Source organism: Rhodococcus sp. IEGM1339 (assembly GCF_050321925.1).
GTDB classification, from domain to species: domain Bacteria; phylum Actinomycetota; class Actinomycetes; order Mycobacteriales; family Mycobacteriaceae; genus Rhodococcus; species Rhodococcus pyridinivorans.
Genome location: NZ_JBNQFT010000004.1, coordinates 290,712 through 305,541, shown reverse-complemented (window position 1 = coordinate 305,541; position 14,830 = coordinate 290,712). Strand labels below are relative to the sequence as shown.

Here is a 14,830-nt window from a genome sequence, read left to right as displayed (position 1 = left end):
GCTCTCAGAAGTTGATGCCGTCGACGGCGGGGGCGACGTACGAGCCCGTCCCGGGCCGCTGGGCGGGAAGTTCCTCACGTTGCGCCGGACGCATCGCGAAGTCCGGAACTTCCGGGAGATCGAAGGGCGCACTCGTCGACGTAGTGGGACCTGCAAGATCCTCGGCAGAGATGCCCTCGGTGTACTGGGTGGTGACCGCGACGAGGCCGCATCCCACCCGGTTGATCGTCGGGATCTCGCCGACCACGGCGGACGCTCCCCGCATGGTCGCGGTGTCGCTGAATGCCGTTCGGTCGAGGAACCCACCCTCGGTCGGTCGGCCGACGCCGGCGAGGAACTCGTCGACTCCGGCGCGTCGCACGTTGCCGTCCACACGGAATTCGATGACGTCGAGCAGGTCTCGTGCAAGATTGGTGCGCGGGCCGGTCAGTTCGCCCATGGCGCGCTGCCAGATCACGGCGGCGCCGGTGGACTGCACCTGTCCGCGGTAGAACATCAGCGACCAGTCGTCGAGCGGTGATCCGGAGCCGGCACCCACCTTGGTGGCCAGCAGGCTCGGTTCGCGTTCGACGTCACGTGCCGATCCACCGAGTGCGGCACCTGCTCCACCCGAGACCGTGTCCCACGGTTCGGTCAACCAGCCGACGGTGAACAGATCCTGGCGCAGCTGATCCGCGACCCGCGCGATCTTGCCGTCGTCGGGATTTCCCGACCCGATCGCACTGTGCCGGGGCAGGCCCCACTCGACTCGCCGGTGGATGGTGAGCACATGCTCGGGCACACCGAGTGGCCGTGCGAGGAAGGCGCCGAGTGCGCGACTCCACGACAGGTACTGACGGTATGCGCCGGTCAGTACCTCGATCTCCCGAAGAGCAGCACGAAGATTCACGCGGTCGGCGTCGTGGGCGGCGGTGGCCGCTTCACGTTCGGCGAGCATATTCTCCAGATGCTGTTGCGAGCGTTGACAGATGAAGGTGACGGCCACGCCCCACCCGAGGACGCAGAGCGCGATGATCGGACCGCCCCACCACCACGAGATGACTTCCTTCCACGCCAGCACGCCGGCGACACCCCCGATCAGCACGCTGATGAGCGTGGCGATGTGCACGCGCCGGAACATGCGCTTCTGTACGTCGGCCGCTTCTTCGGCGGGATCGCGCAGGGTTTCCATGCTCTTCATCCGGGTGAGCAGCGTGCTCGCCTCCGCGATATCGGCGCTGAGACGAGCGGTGAGCATCGATCCGAAGGCAACGGCATAACTGTGGCGGGTCCGCCCCGCCCACGCCTTCACCGCCGCACCGGTCCGGCGCGCGTCCAGGCCGATCACCGGATCGTGCTCCAGTGCCTGCAAGCCTGTGCGGAACTCCTCGATGCCGAGGATGTCCGCGGCCTCGGCGATGTGGGTTTTGGAGGTGGCCGAGACGACGCCCGGAATGTCGGTGAAGTCGTCGCCCGGGCCGGGAACGATGTCCGCGGCCGACCGCAGCACCGCGCGGTGAGCCCCGACCTGCACCGGCGGCAGCCCCGCCGACCTCTCCGAAGCATCCGCCAGGGTGAGGGCACCACGCACGTAGTCCCGCCAGAGTGCCGAGAGGTCCGGAGCAGGCTGAGACGTTCCCTTGCCTTCGTCGAGTGCGGCCCCGATCTGACGTGACGCCGCTTCGTACGCGGTCCACGACACGCGATTTCCGTCGCCGTCGACGCCTCCGACCACCACGCTGAAGGCGGCGGGTGAGGACCCGAACAGCGCCCGCTGCGCTGCGTTGGCTATGGACGTCGAGGCCCGGAACACCACGCGGTCGAACAGAACGGACGGTGCGTTCTTGAGCACCGCAAGCAGGAACCGCCCGGTCATCTTCAGCGCATCGAACAGCGAGATCGCTCGCTGTTCGCGTTTCGGCGGAGCAGTGACCCGCGCGCTGGTCAGCAGATGTCCGTGCTTCTTCCACACGGCGTGCGCCATCTGCCGCGTGGCACCGGGAACGTCGTCGACGTAGAGGACGGCGGTGCCCGCATCGCGCGGCAGGGGCAGTTGACCGTCGAACTCGAGCAGTTCGGCATGCAGTCGATGTTCGGCGTGCGAGGTGTCGAGGCGTCGGTAGAACGATCGCACCACCCGGAGGGGATTACCCGGAAGCACGGGTTCGTCGTCGAACGGAGCGTGGTCGACGTCGGTCCACAGACCGGTGATGCCGGCAATCACCGGACCCGCCTGGCGTCCCACGTCCACCGGATCGGTCGTCGACACCAGGGATTCGTGTCCCATGCCGGGACCGCGCGAGTCCTCGGGCGCGACCAGCAGGTTGTGCCAGCCGGCGAGTGCCGCGGTGGCTGTGCTCGACTGATCGTCGGCAGGTCGCCGGAGCAGCACCCGCATGCGCACGCACCGCGCACCACCGGAGTTCGACGACAACAGTTCTGCGAGCATCGTTTCCGTGGCCAGACGGACCGGCACCGCATCCGCGCCACTCGGTACGAGAACGCACAGGCGCACCAGGTCGTAGTGGCGCGATGCGAGTACGTCCTGAAGGGTGATGGCGTGATCGACGCCGCGCTCGATCTCCGCTGCCGGGATCTGTGCGCCCGGTCCACCGACGTCGCTGTCCTCCAGCCACACGAACGACCCCACGAGGTCCGCGGCCGACAGATCGCGCAGTACGTCCCGCACGCCCCGGGCCGGACCCGGCGACGCGACGAACACCGTCAGTACGTCGTTGCCCTGATTGCTCATGTCAGAACTGCCCCATGTCCGGGATGCGGAAGGTCTGCGCCGGAGTGGTGGGTGCGTTCATCGTCGGAGCGGGTTCGGCGTGGTCCGGTCGCTCGGCGCGCATCTTGCACTCTTCGACAAGGTCGATGAGCTCACCGGCAGCCCAGTACACATCCTCCGCGATGTCGCGGAAAATCGGTGTCTGCGAAGCCTGGTCGCGCACGGTGATCGTGGAGAACACCCCACCGCCGGTCGCGCCGGCGCGGCCCGGAGCCACATAGTGCTGACCGGTGAGGTCGCGCACGGTGGTGAGCCACGAGATCGCGTGCTTCGCGCGGGCATCGATCGAGACGTCGGGGCCGGTGTCCGCGACCTGCGACTGCCATCCCGTGCCGGTGTCGCCGGTGCGCAGCCAGTCGGTGAGCACCCCCTTCGCCGACACCTCGAGGATGCCGCTCGCAGGCTTCTCCGCCGAGGCGTCGTAGATTGCGCGCAACGCGCGGTAGGGAGCCATCGAACTCATCACCGGCGACTCGTGCGAACGCGCCATCGCCAGCAGAACCGATTCGAGGACAGCGGGAAGCCAGTCGTTGTTCGCGAGGAAACGCGCCGGCGGAGTGAGCAGCGGGTTCGGGAAGTCGAGCCAGGTCGACGACGATCCGTCCCACACCCGCACGGGCTCGTTGTACGGCTCGGCCGGAAGACGCAGACGACCGGTGACGAGACCGAGGAACCACCCGGCGGTCATGGCGCGTCGTTCGCTCTCGTGCATCGGCAACGACGCGACGAGCGGCCGAGCGCGACGCCACTGCCAGAACGCTTCCTGCTGCGCAGGAGTGGAGTCGGCCCACTGTTTGGCAGCCGGGACGACGACGGAATCGTAGGCCAGCGGCGAATAGTTCGGGTACGAACCGAAGATGTCGATGCGGGTGAGCTTGTCCTCTTCGGTCAGCAACCGGTCGAACGCAGACCGCGTCTCGTGATCGATCATCGGGTTCTTCTGCAGCACCTGCGACAACGCATCGGCGACAGGAAGATTCAAGAACGGAATCGACGAGAACTTGTACCGGTACTCCACCTGCTGACCCGGATGCAACGCTTCCAGCGCCTGCTGGTTCACGCTGGCGAGCGGACGGGCGAGCGAGAGCGCCTCGACGAACTTGATCTGGAGACGATGACGCCGCTCTTCCAGGGCGTACTCGGGCACCGAGACATCCTCGATGTGCTCGCGCATCGACACCCGGCAGAAGCGGTCGAACGACTCCCCCGTCCTCGCGACGAACTGTCGCGCCCGCTCGAGCAGCTCCGAAGGCCGGACGTGCACGTCGTAACGTGCCGCGGACGGCACGAGGGGTTCCCGGGTGGTCGGATCGAACGGGAACGCGCGGCTGCGCCACGCCGACGTCCGCTCGAGCACCGGACGTTCCTCCCCTGGCGGGAGGCTGCCGTCGATGGTGGTCCAGATGCCGGTGACCACGTCCACCACGGCCCGTCGCACAGCGGTTTCGAACGGCGGGGTCCCCATGACGTCCGAGGTCACTGCCATCGGCAGATCGTTCCGGTACTGATCCATGAAGTCGGCCGACGGCGTCAGCATCACCTCGTTGTTCGCTTCTGCGAAACGCTTGGGAACACGGTCGCTCTTGTCCGCCGGCCACGCCCCGTACTGATCCGCGGACAGGCGCGCGAGACCCACATCGCTGGCCGGCTTGTTGCGGTCCTTGCGAAGCGCGGTCTGAGAATCGTTGAGCGCGTCCAGAAGCGGCTTGAGGATCTCCGGCACGAGCGCAGCCGCAACGTCGGATACCTTGCTGGACAACGAGGCATAGAGCTGCCGGTAGACGTTCTGACTGCAACTCGCGATGACCCGTTCGAGGATGTCGGCGTCGCTCTCGATGTTGCCCTTGAGCGCGGCGAGCATCTGCGCGGTGTCCGCGGACTGCGCGGTGATGTCTTCAGGGGCGTGTCGCGACAGTTCTTCGGCGCCGGCCCGGATCTGGTCCTTGAGCAGCACCGACAACCGGTTGGCCAGCGTCGTCGCGTACGGCAGGCCGAGGTCCGCGACGGCCTTCGCGATCGTCTGTTCGATGCGCTGCGCCAGCCCACGATGCCACTGGAAGGCGTGTCCGAGGGCGTGCTGGTCCGCCGAGTTCACGAGGGCCTGGCGCCTCATACCCAGCGCCCGGCGGATCTCGGGAACCCACTGCGCCGCGCTCAGACCGCTACCCGACGGAAGATACGGGCGCAGTTCGGCTTCCACGATCTGGCGGGCCATGCGCTGCCCGTCCTCGGACGAGAGCACCCCGGTCGTCAACCACGGGCCGACGCCGGCCTGCGCACCACGCGGATCCGCCTGCACCACAGGCAGTCCCATGTTCTCGAGCAAGGCCTGCCATTGGCTGTCGAGTGTCGCGTTGACCTGGTCCTCGTCCGACGAGACGTCCCCCGGGTTGCGGTGGCCGTCGAGGAGGCGATCCACGGTGCTGCGGGCGAGCCGCTGAGCGGAGTACTCGGCGTAGCGGTCGCGTCCCATGCTGAGACTGGAGAAGCCGTAGGTGCCCCAGGGCAGATTGTCCCATTGGCCACCCCAACCCATGTTCTCGCGCTGCCCCGAGAGGCCGGCGCCGTTGGTGAGGTCGTACTGGACGAACTGGCGGGTCGCCGCGCCGCTCATCATCATTCCCGCGAGACCACGGGCGAGACCGCGGTAGATCGCCTTCTGCGAACCGTCGCCGAAGGGTGCGCCCTCGACTCCGACTCGACGGCCGACGGGGAACACGCGCGCGAACGGCACCTTCTCGCCCTCGCCGGCCTGCTGACCGAGGGCGCGCAGGATCTCCACGTCGTGCTCACGTGCGGAGCCGAGCTGGCTCGCGACGATCTCCCCGAGCATCGCGAGCGCGTTGGCGCGCACGCCGGTGGTCGCGCTGCGGCCGAGACCGTCGAAAATGTCCGGGGTCACCATGAACACGCCCATCAGGCGCGGGTCGAGCTTCGGGATCAGGGTCAGCAGGCGGCACACGTCCAGGGCCATCGACGCGCCGGCGCCACCGGCCATCGACGAAACCACCAGAACGATGGGCGACTCCTCCTGCTCGAAGCTTCCGCTGCCGGGGATGTTCAATGCCGACATCTCGGTGGCCGTCTGCACGGTGAACAGCTGGTCCCATGCCTGCTGCAGCGTGTCGCGGATGCCGCCGGCCTTGCTGAGGGTGATCATGCGGCCGAGGGCCCGGTACTGTCCCGCACCCGAACCGATCGGAACCGTCACGGCCGACGGATCGCGCGGGGCCCAGGCCGCGATCTCGTGCAAACTGTTTCGCGCGCCGAGCTGATTGCTCAGTGCGTTGTCGAGGACCGCGTACGAATCGCCCTGCGGCCCACTGCCGAAGTAGCGCCACCCTGGTCGCGCACGTTGCCGAGACCGTCCGGGCCGGCCTCGGGGGCGGTCGGCACGTCGACGCTGACGAACTGCCATCCGCCGGGGATCTTGTCGATCCCGGCAGCGGCGAGGTCGGACCGGAGCTGATCCATCATGTACGCGAGGGTGACGGCACCGGATCCGCCGCAGCCCACTATCAGAAATCGCCTCATTGCGGTCCTTCCAAGAAATGCGAGAAAAGTGTCGTCTCGGGGCCGTCAGGCACCGGGCGGGCGGAACGGGTCGAAGGGTTGACCAGGGGCGCTCGACGGCGGTGGGCCGGACGGGCCGCCACCGAACGGCGGGGGTGCACCGAAGGTCGGCGCCCCGAACGGATCGAACGGCGAGGCAGCAGGCGCACCTCCGGCGACGGGCTGCGGTTGGGCCGGGTTCTGTGGCGTGCTGTCCGTAGGCGCCGATCGTGCACGCAGGCCGTCGACGAGGCCGCGGGCCCGACGACCGGCGTCGTCGACGAGACCCATCACCCGCTCGTTCGTGGCAGTCGCTCCCACGAGCAGCAACAGGGTCGCCTGGTCGGCGGGACCTTCGGGATCGTGCAGCAGAACCCAATTGTTGTGTACGGCCAGTGGCAGCCGGGCATCGCCGGTCCGACGGTCCGTACCGGGATTCGCCCCGGATGCCCCGAGCATTCCCGGCGCGCGCACGAGCACATAGCCCGCGCCCACAGGTGAGGCACCCATCTTCGTTTCGAGCCGAGCGCCGTCCACGTCGAGTGTGCGAGCAGGCTTGCCGAGATCGCGCACGATCTCCTGCAGATCGTTGTCGCGCAAGGCGAACGGTCGCCCGTCACGCAGCAGACCCGCATCGGAGATCGTCACGGCGAAGCTCTGGGTCTTGAGAGTCTCGGCGGGAATGCGCGAGGCCCACCACTTGAGTGCATAGAGGATCGCGAACGGAATGCCGACACCCAGCAGGAACACCGCCAGGAAGCCCAGCAGGAAACGTGCGCTGTCGAGAGGCTTGAGCAGGTCGGCCGTGAACGGCACATCGACGGGCATCGCACGGTCGGGCTCGCCTTCGGGGGCGATCATCAGACGGACCGCACCGTTGAAGGCACCGTTGCCCGCTTCGGAGACAGCGAGTTCGAGGGGCAGGGTGCCGCTCGTCCCTTCCTCGATGGTGAGGCAGTTCTCCGGCGAAGTTGCTCCGCCGACAGTGAGTGCGGTATTTCCGACGCCATCGGGAATTGCATCGATACGAACAGGCGAGGCAGGGTCGACCCACACGCACCCGGGCCCCTGGATCACGAGCTCGCCGGGGAAGGTACCGGCACCTTCCACCTGCCCGAAGTCGATCCGGCCGGGCACCGTCGGGTAGCCGATCGGCGGAGCAAGGTTCAGCGGCACGTCCACGTACTGCGGCGTGAGGTCGGTGCCGGGAGCGATCACAGAGCCCGACTCGTCGGTGGCGTCCGCGGTGGTCACTTCGAGGACGAGACGCAGTGTCGCCTCACCGGGCGCGACGTTCGTCAGGTCCAGCTCGATCGGTTCACCATCGCGTCCTTGGACACCCCGGACGCCAACGTGTGATCCACCTGCGCCGCGTCGGTGAGCGACACGCCCAGGTACGCGGATCCGAGAAGCTCGGACGGATCGATCTCCTCGCGGTCGGAGTCGACGATTCCCAGTCGGACCGCGGACGTGACCTCACCGGCGTGGATGGCGGTGACGTCCTGGCCGAGCAGCGCCGGGAACAGGTTTCCGGAGATGTGGATGTTCGACTTGGAGCGGGCAGCCGGCTCGGACCCGTCGGGGTCGACGAACACGAGAGCCCACATGCCCTGCCACTCGCTGGCGGCGTTCTCCGGCTGCTCCATCGTGAACGACACCGAGCGATCGGAGAGCCAGCGGTAATCGACCGCGACGCCGTCGACCGACGAACCGGACTCTGCTGAGGCGTAGGCCATGGGAAGCTCTTCGCCACTCGGGCTGACGAGCGTCGGCACCAGACCTTCGGCATCGGCGAATCCGAGAACCGTGACGGAGCCGATGGAGTCGTCGAGCACGAAGCGGTGCTGCGCCTCCTCGCACACCTCGTAGGCGCAGACGCCCGTCTCGTTCTCGAGCGGAGCCTGACCGGGGCTGCTGAAGGCGTCGAAGGCGAACAGCAGATCGTCGATGTTCTGCGCGAGGTAGAAGTCGCCCGGCGTGGGCTCGGTGCGCGCACCACACGCTTGACCTGCCACGGGCTCGCCTGTCGCGATGGAGCGCATCAGGTCGAAGTCGGCGGCCTGCGCCGTGCCGTTGGCGAGGCCCACCGCGAATGTCGCGATACCGGACGACCGCAGCTGGTCGGCGACGCCTGCGGGTCGGCAGATCGACTCGCCTGCCGCGCCGACGACCTGAGCGACACCTTCGTCGGTGGACAGCGAAAGACCCGGCGCATAGGGCTTTTCCCCATCGCGAGCCGTGAAGTCGAGTTTGCCGTCGGAGAACCAGGCAATGGCCTGGCACGACGTGGAGCCTCCGGACGAGTGCTCCGCCAGTGCGCCTCGGGCGCCGTCGAGCGCGAGCCAGTAGTCGGTGTCGAGCCCGGACGTACGTGAACGGAACGCATCGACCTCGGATTGCAGTCCGCCCAGCGTTCCGGGCTCCAGGCGGGTCCACGGCGCATGCATCGTGAACTCGGAGGAGAAGCCCGCCACGGCAACGTCGAGCGCGACACCGGCGGACGCGCCGAAAGAAGCAAGCTGGCCGAGAAGGTAATTCGCAGCCTCCACGCGGGCGGCGTCAGGGTCCGACTGCTGCAGGCTGCCCGACTCGTCGATCATCAGGAGCAGGTCACCCTCACGCTGCGACGCCAAGCAGCCCCCGAAGTCGGCCACCGCGGTCTCACGTGGTTGAGCAGACGCTGTCGGTGCGATCAGCAGGCAGCCGAGGAGAACGATGATGACGGTTGCAAGCTTCTTCACAGTCGACCGAACCAATCCGCAATCTGCCATGCGCCGAGGAGCACTCCCGCCGCCGCGCATGCGACGGTTACCCAATAGATGACCTGTGCCGCTTTCGACGGCTGATAGACCGGAAGGGCACGTTGCTTCGTGTCCGCGATCATGTACGTCGCGAGGAGCAGAGCGGCGATCGGTCCGGCGAGGGCCCAGCCTGCGACAGCGAAACCCGCGGAGCCGAGCGCGAGTGCGATGATCGCCAGAACCAAGCCCGCGACGGCGACCGCGCACGCCGCGACGACGCGCCCGACGGGGGTCTTGCCCTGCGAGAATCCGGACGAACGCACCGGTTGTTCGGAAGCGAACACATCGGTCGACGCGAACGCCGGCGAGGACGCTCCCGGCCCGAACGGGTCCGGGTGGGAACCGAAGGTCGGAGCGCTCCCCCATGCAGGTCCGCTCGGGGTCGTCGATGGTGTGTCTATCCCGTCTCGCGAACTCGAGTACTCGCTGAAATCGAACGGGTCGGACGGTGACTGCACAGGCTTCTCTCGGGGGCTAGCTTCGGACCGATTCCTGGGCGAGCGCATCCCGGCAGGTATCGGCGTTATTGATCCTTCAATCGGGGGACGCCCACAGCCTGTTACGAGTACCAATGGGATCGTTACCCCAACGTAATATCGTCCGCAGTTGGTCTCGCCGAGGCAGAGGATTTGGTCCCTACAGGTACTGAGATCCGACTGGTCCAACCTTCCTCGGAATCGTCGGTCCATGCCATACAGACGGAGCGGTGGTTGATTTGTCCGGGTCGAGTGGCACACTGTGCCGACCACACGAAGGAGAGTCCATGGTCCTACCTCTGATTCCGGCCGCGCTGATCGCCATCGGTGCCGTGACGGGCGGCGGCGGCGTCGCACTCAGCGGCAAAGGCATCGCCGACCGCAAGAAGGCCGCGGACCAACTGCGCAGGGCCCACGAGCAGTACACCAAGCGCCGCGACGCGATCGTAGAACGCGTCGAGAAGACCAACACCCAACTCGAAGCGCTGGGCGGGCAGCAGCAACAGGCGTTGACCGACGTTGTCATCCGCATGGCGGAGTTCTTGCGTCGACACGAGAAGCAGGTACGGGAGAACGAGCGGCTGCTGGCCGACGGTCTCCAGGCCGGCATCACGCAGGTCGACGGCCCGAACGGCCTCGACCTGAATCTGGGCGGTTGGCTCGGTGGAGCCATGGCATCGGTTGCGACCGGTGTCGGCACCGCATCCGCAGTATCGGCTGCCGCCACCAGCTTCGGTGTCGCAAGCACAGGGGCCGCCATATCCGGTCTCTCGGGAGCAGCCGCGCAGAGCGCCGCAATGGCATGGCTCGGTGGAGGCGCGCTGTCCGCCGGTGGTGGCGGTGTGGCACTCGGCGCGGCAGCGCTGAATGTGGTGACGATCGGCCCCGCTCTCCTTATCAGCGGATTCGTCATCAAGGGGCAAGGCCAGAAGGCACTCACCGAAGCAGCCGAGTTCCAAGCCAAGATCGACATTGCGAATGCCGAATTGGGCACCACCGACACTCTCCTGACCGCCGTCGACCACCGCATCGACGAATTGCGCTCCGTGCTCGGCGCACTGACCGTCAAAGCAGTCGCAGCCCTGGACGTACTCGAGTCCGAGCCCTTCGATGCGCGCGTACATGCGTCGCGCTTCCAACAGGCAATCACGCTGTCGAAGGCAGTCCGGGACGTCGCCGCGACTCCCATCCTCGACGGAGACGGCGAGCTGACCGAGAACAGCGCGAATTTGACCGTGCGGTACCGCCCGATGACCGAAGGAGACAACCGTGGCGCCGAACAAGGCTGACCGGAAAGTGCACGAGGGCGAGGTATTGGGCTCGGTGAAACGCAATATTGCTGCGGTCGACGGTTTCGCAGCGCTCTCGCAGCTGGTCACCGCCGCGCAGGAATGCATCGAGATCCACGCCGTCGAACAAACGAAACGCACCCGACTGCATACATACGCAACCGCGGAAGTTCAGCGCATCAAGTCAGCCGAGTCGATCGTCAGGGACTACTTCGAGCAGTCCTTCGCCGAACGCCGCACAACCTTCGATGCCTTGTTCTCCCGACTGGATCAGGCACTGGAGCAAGAGAATTCACAGGTGATCAGTGAGGTCCTGCGAGGGATCGTCGACATCGCCAAGACCTCTCCCCTGGCCGACCTCGGTGATCTCGGACAGATTCGCGCGGCGCTCGACGATCCCGATCAGGTGTGGGATCTCTGATAGGCAGCGTTCACCCAGACCGATCCCCACCACGTCATCACAGAGTCGAGTACACCTGACCTGGACAACGACCCCATCCCCTCACCGGCCGACATCCGCACACTCTCTGCCGACATACGCGTTACCGCAGGTACGCCCGAGTCCGCCGAAATGCTCGTCGAGTTCGCGATCCCGAAGTTCGACGCCCTCGACCCGGCCGACATTCAAATGATCGAGCCGTAATTGGGAACACTGTCGAACTCCGCCACAGCCGATGCGCTTGAAGTCGTAAGAGATGAACTCGCAGAGTCGTTGCGGGCACGCCGGAAAGCGCGTGAGCATAAAGCCTCAAAGGCGAACCAGACCGACAAGATGAACCCGAAGGCGAAGCCGGATGCGTAGACATCCGCAAAACGTGACGCGGCACGGAGGTCCGTAGCAGTTACTGTCACATCGTGACCGCTCCCGCCACGCCTGATGCACCCGTCGAAGCAGTCGAACCGCGAGGCTACCTCTCCGTCTTCGGCCTCGACTTCGTCGGCCTCGTCGTGGCCCTGTTCTTCTTCGCGTGGAGCCTGAGCCCCTCCCTCATCCCCCGCGAGTGGTACTTCCAGGGTCTGATCAGTGGCGTGACGAGCATCGTCGGCTACGGCATCGGTGTGCTCATCGCCTTCCCCGCGCGGCGATGGATCGCTCCGCGGCTCACGTGGCGGCGAGGCCACACTGCTCGGCTCATCGCCGAGGTGCTGGTCGCTCTCGTCGCGGTGGGAACACTTGCGGGAAGTCTGCTCGCCGCGGCGGAATGGCAGAACGAGGTCCGCGCGCTCATGGGCATCGAGACCACGACGGGCTTCGCGTATCTGCGGACCGGTCTGGTGAGCGTCGCAATCTTTGCCGTGCTCCTCTACATCGCACGGGGCTTGCGGTGGGTCGGACGACGCTTCGCGGAGTTCCTCGCGACCCGCCTTCGTGTTCCGGTCGCCGCGGCAGGCATCCTCGCACCGGTGATCCTCGTGCTCGCGGTAGTCGTGTTCGTCGACCAGGTTTTGCTTGCGAGCAGTTCTGCGGCGGCACGTGTCGTCTTCGCCGACGACAACAACAGCACCGACCCAGGCGTGGAACAGCCACAGGTTCCCGAGCGGTCCGGCAGCCCGGCGTCGCCGTCGTCGTGGGAGAGCCTCGGTCGTCAGGGACGCACGTTCGTCGCCGGTGGGATGGACGCCGAGGAGCTGACCGAACTGAACGGCGCTCCCGCACTCGAACCCATACGGGTATACGCAGGGCTCGAAGCCGGCGGCACCACCGATGAGCAGGTGCAGCTGATCCTCGACGAACTCGACCGCACGAAAGCGTGGGAACGCGAGATCCTCGTGGTCGCCGGCACCACCGGCACCGGGTGGGTGAACCCGTTCGCCGCCGACTCGATCGAGATGATCTACAACGGCAACTCGGCAATCGCAGCGATCCAGTACTCGTTCCTGCCGAGCTGGATCTCCTTTCTCGTCGACGGCTCCGCTGCCAAGGCCGCCGGCAATGCACTGATCAACGGGGTTCACGAACGCTGGTCACAGCTGTCGGAAGACCAGCGCCCGAAGCTCGTGGTCTACGGCGAGAGCCTCGGCTCGCAATCCGCCGAAGCCGCCTTCGACGACCTCACCGACATGCGCAGCCAAATCGACGGCGCGCTGTTCGTCGGGCCTCCGAACTCGAACCAGCTGTGGCGCAGCATCGTCGACTATCGGGACCCCGGCAGCCCCGAAGTCCTGCCCGTCTACGAAGACGGCGTCGCAGTGCGGTTCGCCTCCGACCTGCAGACGCTCGAGGACCAGCAGGGAACGTGGGACGAACCTCGGGTCCTGTATCTGCAGCACGCGTCCGATCCAGTGGTGTGGTGGGGACCGGGACTGCTGTTCGAGCGACCCGATTGGCTCGCCGAACCTCCGGGTTCGGACCGAGCGCCGTCCATGCGGTGGTATCCGATCGTCACCTTCGCTCAGGTCGCGGCCGACATCATGGTCGGTACGTCGCCGCCCGTCGGCCACGGGCACAATTACGAGGACCTCATCCCCTATGGCTGGGCCGCAGTCACGTCACCCGAGGGGTGGACGTTTGCCGATACCCGACGGATCGCCGAGGCCGTCGACAACCTCAACGACGGCGAGTAACTCGAAGCAGGCCTATCGATCGCGGCCGGGTCCGATCATCAGCCTTCTCCCTCGATCGCTTCCGCGGCACTCCGCATGGCGGACTCGAACGCTTCCCGGTTCCCAGGGTGGTTGATACCCGGCGCAGATAGGGACGCTCCCTCGATGATCTCGGCTCCTGGCACGCGGAAACCGCAGCGCTTCCAGCCCGACTTGGCCGGCACCCCGAGTAGTACGACAGCCTTCAGCTTGGGCAACAGACTCAACAGCTGCATGTTGTAGGGCGTCGCCCGCCTCAGTTCTTCTGCATTCGGCACCGATCCCACAATGGGGAAAGGACAGATGTTCCACGCGACCAACGACGAACGGTCGATCCCCTCCTTGCTGCATGCCTCGAAGATCCGTGCAGCCACGGGTCGTCGTTGTCGAGGCTGAGGAAACGAGCTCCGGATCGGCTCGGGTCTGCGTCGGCTTCGGGTGCTTTCAACATCAGAAGTACCGAGGCCTCTGTTCCGCCAAATGTTGGATCGAGGTACGGCAAGTTCTCGACCTGCCGCTCGTTGCTGATCGTGTCGACCAGCCTGTTGATCGGTTCGACATGGGGCGCATAGATGTGAGCGGCCCGATCAGCACGGACGCTCGGCTGTCTCATCGCACGAGGAAAGCGCGGAATCTGCACCAGCGCAGGATAGGGGTCACCGAACTCACGACGGTGCTCGGCCGCCGTCAGACGCTCCAACCCTCTATTCGATTGCGGACTGCGCGATTGCTCTGTCGGACGCCCAGGTTGCATGAGCCATTCGAAACCCCAGCTTCGCAGTCAAGTCGGGGTATTTCGTGGCGAGACTGTTGTAGGCAGACTTCATCCTGACCGAGTGGATGAGGCGCGAGATCATCAAGATCTCGAAGGCCGCTGCTTCGAACCAATCGACATCGCGTGTATAGCCCACGACCGCTTTGGCACCCGTGGTCTTGCAGAAGTCCTGCAGCACGCCATCAGGTGCTGCGAGAACCTTGCACGCGGCGAAGTAGAGCACCTTGCCGCTGCACTTGCCCGACAGGATCGCGGCGAAGTCCTCCAACGAAATATCTTCCTCGCCGAGATAAAGTGTCTCCGAACTGCCGTGAAAACCGAAGTAGCACAGGTTGTATCCGGACATCCCCTTAGTTCTTCCGAGCCATCTGTTCAGGTGGAACTCCAGTTCAACCCTCGTCGCTACGTCTCGATGCACCAGACGTAATGTGCCGCTCAGTTCCAGCAGTCTCAGTACCGGCTCGATGCTCACCCTGCCTTCCATCCCATCGAACCACTCCCCCTCCAGACACAAGACGCCAGGCAATTTCTTCGCACTCACGGTTGCGAGCATGCCAAAGGCTCCACGCTCACGATCAGCTTTT

General features: G+C 66.1%; 9 protein-coding genes and 1 pseudogene. 3 read left to right on the top strand and 7 right to left on the bottom strand.

Features of this window, described 5'->3' with window-relative positions; genetic code table 11:
• Positions 1–4 precede the first annotated feature (4 nt).
• The 5 genes and pseudogenes from ACQR3U_RS07980 to ACQR3U_RS07960 form a co-directional block, all read right to left on the bottom strand.
• The gene (locus ACQR3U_RS07980) at positions 5–2,731 is read right to left on the bottom strand and encodes a magnesium transporter (RefSeq protein ID WP_230810155.1); all 2,727 of its coding nucleotides are present in this window, start codon (positions 2,729–2,731) and stop codon (positions 5–7) included.
• A 1-nt stretch (position 2,732) separates the two neighbouring features.
• Positions 2,733–6,304, bottom strand: a pseudogene (locus ACQR3U_RS07975) (tubulin-like doman-containing protein).
• A 45-nt stretch (positions 6,305–6,349) separates the two neighbouring features.
• Entirely contained in the window at positions 6,350–7,576 is a 1,227-nt protein-coding gene (locus tag ACQR3U_RS07970) for a hypothetical protein (protein WP_230810152.1), read from the bottom strand.
• A 44-nt stretch (positions 7,577–7,620) separates the two neighbouring features.
• The gene (locus tag ACQR3U_RS07965; RefSeq protein ID WP_230810151.1) at positions 7,621–9,063 is read right to left on the bottom strand and encodes a vWA domain-containing protein; all 1,443 of its coding nucleotides are present in this window, start codon (positions 9,061–9,063) and stop codon (positions 7,621–7,623) included.
• On the bottom strand, positions 9,060–9,407 hold the full coding sequence (locus ACQR3U_RS07960) for a hypothetical protein (protein ID WP_230810150.1): 348 nt from the start codon (positions 9,405–9,407) through the stop codon (positions 9,060–9,062). Before ACQR3U_RS07960 ends, ACQR3U_RS07965 begins: the two co-directional genes overlap by 4 nt.
• A gap of 479 nt (positions 9,408–9,886) precedes the next feature.
• On the opposite strand from ACQR3U_RS07960, the gene ACQR3U_RS07955 reads away from it, so the two are divergent.
• The 3 genes from ACQR3U_RS07955 to ACQR3U_RS07945 all read left to right on the top strand — a co-directional run bounded on the left by ACQR3U_RS07955 (position 9,887) and on the right by ACQR3U_RS07945 (position 13,453).
• On the top strand, positions 9,887–10,888 hold the full coding sequence (locus ACQR3U_RS07955) for a hypothetical protein (protein WP_230810149.1): 1,002 nt from the start codon (positions 9,887–9,889) through the stop codon (positions 10,886–10,888).
• On the top strand, positions 10,869–11,309 hold the full coding sequence (locus tag ACQR3U_RS07950) for a hypothetical protein (RefSeq protein ID WP_213931747.1): 441 nt from the start codon (positions 10,869–10,871) through the stop codon (positions 11,307–11,309). The genes ACQR3U_RS07955 and ACQR3U_RS07950 overlap by 20 nt, the downstream gene beginning before the upstream one ends.
• A 434-nt stretch (positions 11,310–11,743) precedes the next feature.
• Entirely contained in the window at positions 11,744–13,453 is a 1,710-nt protein-coding gene (locus ACQR3U_RS07945) for an alpha/beta hydrolase (protein ID WP_230810148.1), read from the top strand.
• Between the two features lie 38 nt (positions 13,454–13,491).
• Here the strand turns inward: ACQR3U_RS07945 and ACQR3U_RS07940 are convergent, their stop codons facing one another.
• Both ACQR3U_RS07940 and ACQR3U_RS07935 read right to left on the bottom strand, forming a co-directional pair.
• On the bottom strand, positions 13,492–13,845 hold the full coding sequence (locus ACQR3U_RS07940; protein WP_230810147.1) for a hypothetical protein: 354 nt from the start codon (positions 13,843–13,845) through the stop codon (positions 13,492–13,494).
• A 330-nt stretch (positions 13,846–14,175) separates the two neighbouring features.
• A complete protein-coding gene (locus ACQR3U_RS07935; protein ID WP_230810146.1) occupies positions 14,176–14,787 on the bottom strand; it encodes a DUF6642 family protein in 612 nt (203 codons plus the stop codon).
• Between the last annotated feature and the right edge of the window lie 43 nt (positions 14,788–14,830).

What these genes read in the sequence shown, in the direction of transcription:
- ACQR3U_RS07980 (WP_230810155.1), bottom strand. Translation starts at nt 2,731, where the DNA reads ATGAGCAATCAGGGCAACGACGTACTGACGGTGTTCGTCGCGTCGCCG.
- ACQR3U_RS07955 (WP_230810149.1), top strand. Translation starts at nt 9,887, where the DNA reads ATGGTCCTACCTCTGATTCCGGCCGCGCTGATCGCCATCGGTGCCGTG.